10 protein-coding genes are annotated in these 9,734 nt (G+C 73.2%); 5 read left to right on the forward strand and 5 right to left on the reverse strand.

The genetic code is table 11. The annotated features are described in order from the left end of the window. A partial coding sequence (locus ACFFNX_RS31905; protein WP_378209586.1) for an SRPBCC family protein occupies positions 1 to 467 on the reverse strand: 467 nt, incomplete at its 3' end. A gap of 191 nt (positions 468 to 658) precedes the next feature. On the opposite strand from ACFFNX_RS31905, the gene ACFFNX_RS31910 reads away from it, so the two are divergent. From ACFFNX_RS31910 to ACFFNX_RS31930, 5 genes are all read left to right on the forward strand, one after another. Then, positions 659 to 1,477, forward strand: coding sequence for a polysaccharide deacetylase family protein (locus ACFFNX_RS31910; protein WP_378209587.1), 819 nt, complete (start codon positions 659 to 661; stop codon positions 1,475 to 1,477). Between the two features lie 173 nt (positions 1,478 to 1,650). Continuing rightward, entirely contained in the window at positions 1,651 to 2,544 is an 894-nt protein-coding gene (locus ACFFNX_RS31915; RefSeq protein WP_378209588.1) for a hypothetical protein, read from the forward strand. A 57-nt stretch (positions 2,545 to 2,601) separates the two neighbouring features. Further along, positions 2,602 to 3,372, forward strand: coding sequence for a GNAT family N-acetyltransferase (locus tag ACFFNX_RS31920; RefSeq protein WP_378209589.1), 771 nt, complete (start codon positions 2,602 to 2,604; stop codon positions 3,370 to 3,372). Between the two features lie 55 nt (positions 3,373 to 3,427). After that, positions 3,428 to 4,039 (forward strand): acyl-CoA-like ligand-binding transcription factor, encoded by a 612-nt coding sequence (locus tag ACFFNX_RS31925; protein ID WP_378209590.1) that lies wholly within the window; start codon positions 3,428 to 3,430, stop codon positions 4,037 to 4,039. Positions 4,040 to 4,259: 220 nt separating this feature from the next. After that, complete coding sequence (locus ACFFNX_RS31930) at positions 4,260 to 5,759, forward strand: FAD-dependent monooxygenase (protein ID WP_378209591.1); 1,500 nt, start codon at positions 4,260 to 4,262, stop codon at positions 5,757 to 5,759. Between the two features lie 226 nt (positions 5,760 to 5,985). Here ACFFNX_RS31930 and cutA read toward each other — a convergent pair whose 3' ends face one another. From cutA to ACFFNX_RS31950, 4 genes are all read right to left on the reverse strand, one after another. Then, on the reverse strand, positions 5,986 to 8,391 hold the full coding sequence (gene cutA, locus ACFFNX_RS31935) for an aerobic carbon-monoxide dehydrogenase large subunit (RefSeq protein WP_378209592.1): 2,406 nt from the start codon (positions 8,389 to 8,391) through the stop codon (positions 5,986 to 5,988). Next, positions 8,388 to 8,879, reverse strand: a complete 492-nt coding sequence (locus ACFFNX_RS31940; protein WP_446678536.1) for a (2Fe-2S)-binding protein — start codon at positions 8,877 to 8,879, stop codon at positions 8,388 to 8,390. The genes cutA and ACFFNX_RS31940 overlap by 4 nt, the downstream gene beginning before the upstream one ends. Then, complete coding sequence (locus tag ACFFNX_RS31945; protein WP_378209594.1) at positions 8,876 to 9,208, reverse strand: hypothetical protein; 333 nt, start codon at positions 9,206 to 9,208, stop codon at positions 8,876 to 8,878. The genes ACFFNX_RS31940 and ACFFNX_RS31945 overlap by 4 nt, the downstream gene beginning before the upstream one ends. Continuing rightward, positions 9,205 to 9,734, reverse strand: a 530-nt coding sequence (locus ACFFNX_RS31950; protein ID WP_378209595.1) for an FAD binding domain-containing protein, incomplete at its 5' end; no start/stop codon positions are given. The genes ACFFNX_RS31950 and ACFFNX_RS31945, both read right to left, overlap by 4 nt.

Raw genomic sequence — 9,734 nt, forward strand, 5'->3', positions numbered from 1 at the left:
GGTACGGCCGGGGCCTCCGCGGCCGGGGCGGGGCGGGTGATGGCGGTCTCCACCGCGGAGAAGAACTCTCCCGCCGTCCGCCGGCCCACGCTCGCCAGCATGCGCTGGCCGACGCCGCCGATCATGCCGCCCACCGTGGCGTCCGCGTCGTAGTCCACGCGGGTGCCGCCGTCCGCCTCGGACAGGCGGACCCGTACGGTCGCGTCGATGGTGCCCGGGGCGCCCTGGCCGCGGGCGCGGAGGGTGAACGCGTGCGGCGGCTCGGGGTCGGACAGGGCGACCTGGCCGGCGTAGGTGCCCTTGATCGACGCCACCCCGGCCCGGATCGTCATCGCGTACGTGTCGGGGCCCACCTCGTCGAGGCGTTCGCACCCCGGGATCGTCCGGGCCAGCACGGCGGGATCGCGGAGCGCCCGCCACACGTCGGGCACGGGTGCGGCGACGCTGACGCTGCCGTTGACCTTCATCGGCGACCTCCTGTGTGAGCCCGACACTAGAAAACCCCGGGCGCCGGGCGAAGGGCAACAACTGCCGAGTGGCGGCCGCGTCCTTTGACAATCCGCACCCAGAACCGCTGTCCGATACGGCGAAGTGCCGCCGAAGCCGCTCCTATCGTGGGATGAACCGAGACGGATCACACGCCACAGGGAGGAATCCGATGGCGCCACCGGCCCGTACCGTGACCGCGACCGCCTGCACACTGCTCGCCGCCGGCGGCCTCACCGCCTGCCACGACACCCGGTCCCCGCAGGCCGGGCGCTCCCCGACCGCCTCCGCGTCCCGCGGCACCACCCGTCACCGCCGGCCGCGGTCCACCCGGACGACGGCACGGCCGAAGGCCACCCGGTCGACGAACCCGGCGTCTCGTACGCTGCCGGACGACGGACCGCTCCCGCCGGTCATCAGCCACGTCCCCGTGCGAAGCCGGGTCGTGTTCATCACGATCGACGACGGCTGGGAGAAGGACCCGGCATTCGTCCGGCTGGTCCGGGACCGGCGGATCCCGCTGACGCTCTTCCTCACCAACGCGGCCATCAAGGACGACTACGGCTACTTCGGCGGGCTGCGGCGCGCGGGCGCGCTCATCGAGGACCACACGATGACCCACCCGTACCTGCCCAAGCTGTCGTACGCGCGGCAGCGGGAGGAGATCTGCGCGCCGGCCGACATCTACACCCGGCGGTACGGCACGCGGCCCACGCTGCTGCGCGCCCCGTACGGCGCGACCGACCGCACCACACTGCGGGCGGCCCGCGACTGCGGCATGAAGGCCGTCTTCTTCTGGCGCGAGGTGGTCACGAACGGCCGGATCGCCTACCAGTCGGGCCGCCGGCTGCGCCCCGGCGACATCCTGCTCGTGCACTTCAACCCGCACATGACGGCGGACTTCGAGCGGCTGCTGCACACCATCGCCGAGCAGGGCCTCCGGCCGGCCGCGGTCAGGAGATACCTGCCCGCGCGCTACTTCCGTTCCTGAGCCCGCCCCGGCCCGGGGGAAAGGCGTCGCAAAGACTGATCGATGTTCGCGGTCGATCGCGCGTCGCCCCCGGCGCACGACGCGAATCGCGCGCTGTACTTCCGCTACCGGAGGACGACGGATGGTCCGCCGCCGGTGCACACGCGACTCTTTCCTGCCGGGGGGCGGTCTCATTGGGCTCATTCACGCGCTGGACGAGCGGCACCGGCATCGCCGTCGCCGCCGGGGGCATGCTGGTGGCGACCTGCCCGGCTCCCTCGATGGCCACGACGCGTCTCGTGAGGGTGCCGTGCAGCGTGACCGCGCTGAACGCGGCGATCACGGCCGCCGACACCTCACCGGGCCTCATCCTGCGTCTCGCGCCGCGCTGTGTCTATGACATCCAGACGCCCGCGACCGCCGCGACCGGGCTGCCGACCATCACGGGGGACGTCACGCTGCTGGGCGGGCCCGGCACGACCATCAGGCGCGCCCCGGCCGCCGCGGCCTTCCGCGTCCTGGACGTCGCCGCGGGAGCGCGGCTGAGCCTGGCCGGCATCGCCATCCTGAACGGCAGTACGTCCGGCCTCGGCGGCGGCATCCAGAACGCGGGGCGGCTCGTCCTGAGCCGCGTCACCATCGCGGGCAACACCGCCGGCAGCGGCGGCGCGATCGCCGGCCTCGCCGGCTCACGGACGACCGTCTCACGCAGCGCGCTCCAGCAGAACGCCACCACCGGCGTCGGCGGCGGCGGGATGCTCAACTCCGGCACGGCGGTCCTCTACGCCACGGCCGTCCGGTACAACACCGCGCCGGTCAACGGCGGTGGAGTCAACACCCAGCCGAACGGCGCGACGCAGCTCATCCGCACGACCGTCGAACGCAACGTGTCGGGCGGTCTCGGCGGCGGCCTGTCCAACCTCGGCAACACCACACTGAGCCACACCCGCGTGCAGTTCAACAGGGCCTCGGCCGGCGGCGGGATCGCGACCGGGAACGCCAACGTCCTCATCAGCCGGTCGATCGTACGCGCCAACATCCCGGACAACTGCTCACCGCTCAACACCATCGCCGGCTGCGTGAACTGACCGCCCGGCCGGAAAACCGGTCGCCGCGGCGGCGCCTCCGGCGTCATACTGCGGCGGGTGAGACGCTGGCGGCAGGTGTCCGTTCTCGGCGCCGGTGACACGTGCGGGCGATGCCGGGGGCCGCTGCGGTCCTACACCTACCGCTGCCACCCCCACGGCTCGCGGCTCTACGAACGCTGCGTGTCCTACTCCTGGTGTTCGCCGTGCCGCCGCTACGCCGGGCAGATGGTGTACGTCCCGGAGGACGAGGTGCTGCCCGACCCGCTGGGCGACCTGCCGGCCGACGAGCGCGACGACATCCGCCGGGGCTCGCGCCTCGTCCCGTACGTCGACCGGGTGCTGACCCGTACGGGGGCGGCGCCGCGGCCGCGCTGGGTGATCGCACGAGAGCCGGTCGAGGCGACGGGTCTGCTGCGCGACTACTTCACCGACGTGGCGTCGCGGCACTACGGCCGGCCGGCGACCGAGGCGGAGGTGGACGCCGCGCTCGCCGAGGATCCAAGCGATGACCTGGTGTGCTTCCTCGTCGGCCGGTACGACGGGACGCCCTCCGGCTGCGTGGGTCTGCGGCTGATCGGTCCCGGTGTCACCGAGCTGACGCGCTTGTTCGTCCACTCGCGTGCCCGGCGCACCGGCGGGGGCCACGCGCTGCTCGCCGCCGCCGAGGACGCGGCGCTCGACGACCTGCGGGCGCACACGATGCGGCTCGACACACGGCACGACCTGGTCGAGGCGCGCGCCCTGTACGCGGCGCACGGCTACGCCGAGATCCCCGCCTATTCGCACGGCCCCTACGCCGAGCACTGGTTCGAGAAGCACCTCGACTGAAACTTGCGGGACCGGCAATATTGCGGACCACGCACTTTTCGCCTACTGTCGTGGCATGACCACCGCACGCGCGCCCGGCCACCGGGAGCGCAAGAAGCAGCAGACCCGTGAGGCTCTCAGCTGGGCCGCGCTGCGCCTCACGGTCGAACGCGGCCTCGGCAACGTCCTGGTCGAGGACATCGCCGCCGAGGCCGGCGTCTCGCCGCGCACCTTCAACAACTACTTCTCCAGCAAGGCCGAGGCGATCGTCTGGCGGCAGCTCGACCGCCTGCGCCGCATCGCCGACCTGCTCCGCGAACGCCCACCGGCCGAGCCTCTCTGGGAGGCCGTCGCCCACGCGGTCACGACCACCTTCGACCACGGCGAGCCCCTGCCCGACCAGCAGTGGACCGCCGGCGTACGCCTCATGCTCGGCGAGATCGAGCTGCAGGGAGAGCTGATCAAAGGCGGCGCGGCGGTCGAACACGAGGTCGCCGAGGTGATCGCCGAACGCACCGGCACCGACGCCGACCGCGACCTGTACCCGCTGCTGGTGGCCGCGGCCATCGGCGCGGCCGTCCGGGTCGCCGGGGAGCAGTGGCTGCGCACCGATCCACCGGTACCGCTGCCCAGACTGCTGCGCGACGCCATCGACGACCTGGCGTCCGGCCTGCCCCCGCCCGAGTAACCCCCCGCCCACCGGCGGCCTGCACGCCAGGCCACCATCCCACGCCGCCCGCACGCCACCGACCTGCACGCCAGGCCACCGCCAACGCCGCCCGTGCACCACCGGCCTGCGCGTCGAGCCGCCCCACGTCGCCCATACCCCACCCGCCATCGGCCTCCGCGCGGGGCCGCCATTTCGTCATGCCCACATCGCGGGGCCTACATCACGGGAGGAACCCCCCATGACCCACGACGTTGTGATCATCGGCGGTGGGCCCAACGGCCTGCTGCTCTCCTGTGAGCTTGCGCTCGCCGGAATACGCCCCCTCGTGCTCGAACGGCTGTCCGAGCGCGCCGGCATGCCCAAGGCCAACGGGCTGGTGGGCCGCGTCGTCCAGGCGCTGGACCAGCGCGGCCTGTACGAGCGGCTCAGCGGGCGCGGCGGCCCACCGGCCGCCGCGCCCGGCTTCCAGTTCGGCGCTCTGCCGCTGGAGCTGCACCGCCTGGAGGACAACCCGATGTTCATGCTGCCGATCCCCCAGCGGCGGCTGGAAGAGCTCCTGGAGGAGCGTGCGCTCGAGCTGGGCGCCGAGATCCGGCGCGGGCACGAGCTGACCGGGCTGAGCCAGACCGCCGACGAGGTCACCGCCGAGGTCACCGGACCCGACGGCGGTTACGAGCTGACCGCGCGCTTCCTCGTCGGCGCCGACGGCGGGCGCAGCACGGTGCGCAAACGGCTCGGCGTCGGCTTCCCCGGCATCACCGACCGCAGCTTCACCAGCCGGCAGGGGCAGGTCTCCATCGACCCTCCGGTCGCGGTGCCGGGCACCGGCGAGCTGGACGTGCCCGGCCTGGGCCGGCTCCGGACCGCCACGTTCACCCGTACCGAGCACGGCATGTTCGCGTACGGCATGTTCCAGCCGGGCCTCTACCGGGTCAGCGCGATCGAGTGGTCGTCCTCGCCGCTGGAGGACAGCACGTCGATGCCGCTGGACGAACTGCGCGACGCCGTACGCCGGGTGCTCGGCGCCGACGTCCCGATGCGCGTGCCCGACGACGCGGACCCGGGCCTGCGCCGGTCCACCTCCACGAACTCCCGGCAGGCCGAGCGCTACCGGCAGGGCCGCGTGTTCCTCATCGGCGACGCCGCGCACGTGCACTCCGGCATCGGCGGGCCCGGCCTGAACCTCGGCATGCAGGACGTGCTCAACCTCGGCTGGAAGCTCGCCGCCGAGATCAACGGCTGGGCGCCGGAGGGACTGCTCGACACGTACGAGAGCGAGCGGCGGCCGGTGGGCGAGCGCGTCATCATGCACACCCGCGCCCAGATGGCGCTGACCTCGCCGGGCGCGGGCATCACGGCGCTGCGCGCGCTGTTCGGCGAGCTGCTCACCGACCCGGGCGCCATCCGGCGCGTCGCCGAGCTCATGGCGGGCGCCGACGTCCGCTACGGCGACGGGCACGCGCACCCCATGACCGGCCGCTGGATGCCGGACCTTCCCCTGAACACCGAGTCCGGCGCCACACGGGTCGCCGAGCTGCTGCGCCGCGCCCGTCCGCTGCTTCTCACCCGTACGAGCGGCGCCGCGAAGGCCTGGTCCGGCCGGATCGAGGAGGTCACGACGCCGGACGCCCCGGCCGAGGCGGTGCTCATCCGCCCCGACGGCTACGTGGCCTGGGCGGGCGAGGACACCGACGGCCTGGAGGAGGCGCTGCACACCTGGTTCGGCGCGCCGGTGTGAGGCCCCGCGCCCGGGCGGCCACCGGATTCAGGGGACGCGGCCATGCGAGCGCGGTTGGCGCGCTCGGCCATACCCGCGGCCGCGTCCTCACACAGGCAGTACAGCTCGCACGACGGGAGTACGCCCGGCCATACCCGCAACCACGCCCCCACACAGGCAGCACAGCTCCGACGGCGAAAGATGGAAGGACCCGCCCCAAGCCCCGCCCTCCAGACGGCCACCCGACTCAAGGAGACGCGGCCGTACGAGCACGGTTGGTGCGTTCGGCCGTGCCTGCGGCGGCGGCCTCGCGCAGGTGGTACAGCTCGGACGGTGAGATCGGCATTCGGGTGATCCGGATGCCCTCCGCGTCCTCGATCGCGGCGGCGATGACCGCCGAACCGGGGATGACGCCCGCCTCCCCCGCGCCCTTGACGCCGAGCGGGTTCAGCGGCGAGGCCGTCTCCATGTGGCCGGTCTCGATCCGCGGGACCTCGGTCGCGTACGGCATGAGGAAGTCCATGAACGACGCGTTGAGCAGCTGGCCCTCATCGTCGTAGACCATCCGCTCGTACAGCGCCCCGCCGACGCCCTGCGCCACTCCCCCGTGGATCTGGCCCTCGACGATCCTCGGGTTGATGAGCCGTCCGCAGTCGTGCAGCACGGCGTACCGCAGGATCCGTATCTCGGCGGTGTCCGGGTCGGTCTCCACGATCGCGGCGTGCATGCCGTAGGCGAACGTCGAACGCGGCGGCGAGTAGTAGTCCCTGCCCTCCAGGCCCGGCTCCCCGGTCAGCGGCGGGTCGTCCATCGAGCCGCCGACGGCGAACTGCGTCGCCTGCTGCGCCGACTCGTCGAAGGCGTACCGCAGCGGGTTGGACAGCACCGCGACCGTACGCAGCGGGATCGACGCCCCCGCGTCGCCCCTGACGCGTACGACGCCGTCGACGATCTCCAGGTCGCGGGGGTCGGCCTCCAGCGCCTCGCCGGCGATGCGCAGCGCCTTCTCGCGCACCTTGCGGGCGGCCAGGGCGATGGCGTTGCCGCTCATCACCGCCGCGCGCGAGGCGAACGTGCCGACCGCGTACCCGAAGCGCCGGGTGTCGCCGGTCGTCACGATGACGTCCTCGATCGGCACGCCCAGCTCGGCCGCGGCGACCTGCGCGAACGCGGTCTGGTGCCCCTGGCCCTGCGAGGTCAGGCCGGTGGAGACGTGCACCCGCCCGCTGGAGTCGATCTCGATGTGGCCGCCCTCGTACGGGCCGACGCCGGTGCCCTCGACGTAGCAGGCGAGCCCGATGCCGACACGCCGGCCCCTCCGCTCCGCCTCGGCGCGGAACGCCGCGAAGCCGTCCCAGCCGATCAGTTCCCTGACCTGCCGCAGCATCTCCGGGTAGTCGCCGGAGTCGTAGATCAGCGGCCGGCCGTCCTGGAAGATCAGCCCCTGGTCGTAGGGGAACTCCTCGGGCCGGATCAGGTTGACCTCGCGGACCGCCGCGCGGTCGAGGCCGAGTTCGTCGGCGATCCGGTCCATCGTGCGCTCCATGCAGAACGCGCCCTGCGGGCGGCCCGCGCCGCGGTACGGCGTGACGATGACCGTGTTGGTGTAGAGGCTGGTGAACTCCACCCGGTACGCGCCGGGCTTGTACGGCCCGAGCAGCTGCGTCGAGGTGATGATCGGCACGATGATGCCGTACGGGGTGTAGGCGCCATGGTCGTGCTGGATCCGCACGTCGAGGCCGAGGAGCCGGCCGTCGTCGTCGAAGCCGACCCGGACGTGCTGCACCTGCGCCCGCTCGTGCGCGGCGGAGACGAAGTGCTCGCGCCGGTCCTCGGTCCACTTGACCTCCTGGCCGAGCAGCCGCGCCGCCCACGGCACGAGCACCTCCTCCGGCCACGGGTGGACGATCTTGACGCCGAAGCCGCCGCCGACGTCCGGCGCGATGACCTCGACCTTGTTCGCGGGCAGGCCGAGCTTGGCGGCGATCGCCATCCGCACGCTCGTGGAGGTCTGCGTGGAGGAGTACACCCGCAGCGACCCGTCGTCGGCGTCCCAGCGGGCGTAGACGCCGCGCCCCTCCAGCGGCATCGACGCGCTGCGCTCGATGTCGAGCCGGAACTCCAGCACGTGCGGCGCGACCCTGATCGCGGCCGGCGCGTCGCCGGTCTCCTGCACGAGGTGCGCGCCGATGTTGCCGGGCACGTCGTCGTGGACCCGGTGGGCCGCGTCCGCGGCGTTCTCGATGCCGACGACCGGCGGCAGCGGCTCGTACGTCACCCGGATCCGCTCGGCGGCGTCCTCGGCGAGGTAGCGGTCGCGCGCGACCACCATGACGACCGCCTCGCCGACGTGCCGTACGACGTCGCGGGCCAGGGGGTAGGCGGTGCGGCCGTGGGTCAGCGCGGGGTGCGGGATCAGCAGCGGCAGGGGCTCGGCCACGCGACCGCGCAGGTCCTCCCAGGTGTAGATCGCGACCAGGCCGTCGATGTCGAGGGCGTCGTCCACGTCGATGCCGGTGATCCGCGCGTGCGCGTGCGGCGACCGGACGAACGCCGCGGCGAGCGCGTCCCGCCCGAGGTCGTCGACGTAGCGCCCCTGGCCGGTGACCAGGCGCGGGTCCTCCCGGCGGGCGATCGGTTCGCCGAACGTCACCGGCTCGTCCCCTCTTCGGCGATCAGGTCCGCGGCGCGGTGCACCGCCTTGACGATGTTCTGGTAGCCCGTGCATCGGCACAGGTTGCCCGAGATGCCCTCGAGCACCTCCTCCTCACTCGGCCGCGGGTTGTCCCGCAGGAGCGCGGTGACCGTGCACAGGAACCCCGGCGTGCAGAAGCCGCACTGCAGGCCGTGGCATTCGGCGAAGGCCCGCTGCACCGGCGACATGCCGCCGCCCGCGGCGAGCCCCTCCACCGTGGTGATCTCGTGCCCGGCCGCGGTGACGGCGAACATCAGGCAGGAGCGGACCGGTTCACCGTCGAACAGCACCGTGCAACAGCCGCAGACGCCGTGCTCGCAGCCGACGTGTGTGCCGGTCAGGCCCAGGTCGTGGCGGAGGAAGTCCGACAGGAGCCGCCGCGGCTCCGCCGAGGCCGTCCGCGGCACCCCGTTCACGGTGAGGCTGATCTCCCCGAGTTCGGTCACAGGCCCTCCTTCGCCGGGGAGAGCGACCATGGGGACACGCCCGCGCCTCGCTCGGCCGCAGGCCCTCCTTCGCCGGAGAGAGTGACCACGGGGACGCGTCTTTCGACTCCCTCGCTTCGCGAGGCCACGAGCCCTCCTACGTCGGAGAAAGCGACCACAGGGACCTTGCCCTTCTCGCTGCGCTCGATCACAGGCCCTCCTACGTCGGAGAAGGTGACCACGGGGACGCGTCTCTCGACTCCCTCGCTGCGCTCGGTCACAGGCCCTCCTACGTCGGAGAAGGTGACCACGGGGACGCGTCTCTCGATTCCCTCGCTGCGCTCGGTCATTGGGCCTCCTGGGCGGCGGCGCGCAGTGTGCGCTCGGTGAGGACGCCCGCGAGGTGACGGCGGTAGCCGGCGCTCGCGTGGATGTCCTCGTCGGTGTCGAGGTGGTCCCGTGCGTACGCGGCCGCGGCGGTCCAGTCGCAGGTGACCGGCGGCCGGTGGTCCAGGGGCCCGGTCAGGTCCAGGACGAGCGGCGTGGCCGCCACGCTGAGGTAGGCCACCTTGGCCGAGCTCACCCGCTGGTCCTCATCCAGGGTCACCAGCGCGGCGGCGCCGGCCATGGCGTAGTCGCCGTGCCGCCGCGCCACCTCGGCGAACGCCGTGCCGGATCGTACGGGCGGCGCCGGGAAGAACGCCGCCGTGGCCAGTTCGCCCGGCCGCAGCGACGACTCGAGCGGGCCGGCGAAGAACTCCGCGGCCGGGATCGTCCGCCGGCCGCCGGCCGAGGCCGCCTCGACCGTGCCCTCGCAGAGCGCCAGGACGGCCGGGAGTTCGGCGGCCGGGTCCGCGTGGGCGACGCTCCCGCCGA

Source organism: Actinoallomurus acaciae (assembly GCF_042429965.1).
GTDB lineage: Bacteria > Actinomycetota > Actinomycetes > Streptosporangiales > Streptosporangiaceae > Actinoallomurus > Actinoallomurus acaciae.

What these genes read in the sequence shown, in the direction of transcription:
- ACFFNX_RS31910 (WP_378209587.1), top strand. Translation starts at nt 659, where the DNA reads ATGGCGCCACCGGCCCGTACCGTGACCGCGACCGCCTGCACACTGCTC.
- ACFFNX_RS31925 (WP_378209590.1), top strand. Translation starts at nt 3,428, where the DNA reads ATGACCACCGCACGCGCGCCCGGCCACCGGGAGCGCAAGAAGCAGCAG.
- ACFFNX_RS31930 (WP_378209591.1), top strand. Translation starts at nt 4,260, where the DNA reads ATGACCCACGACGTTGTGATCATCGGCGGTGGGCCCAACGGCCTGCTG.
- ACFFNX_RS31945 (WP_378209594.1), bottom strand. Translation starts at nt 9,208, where the DNA reads ATGACCGAGCGCAGCGAGGGAATCGAGAGACGCGTCCCCGTGGTCACC.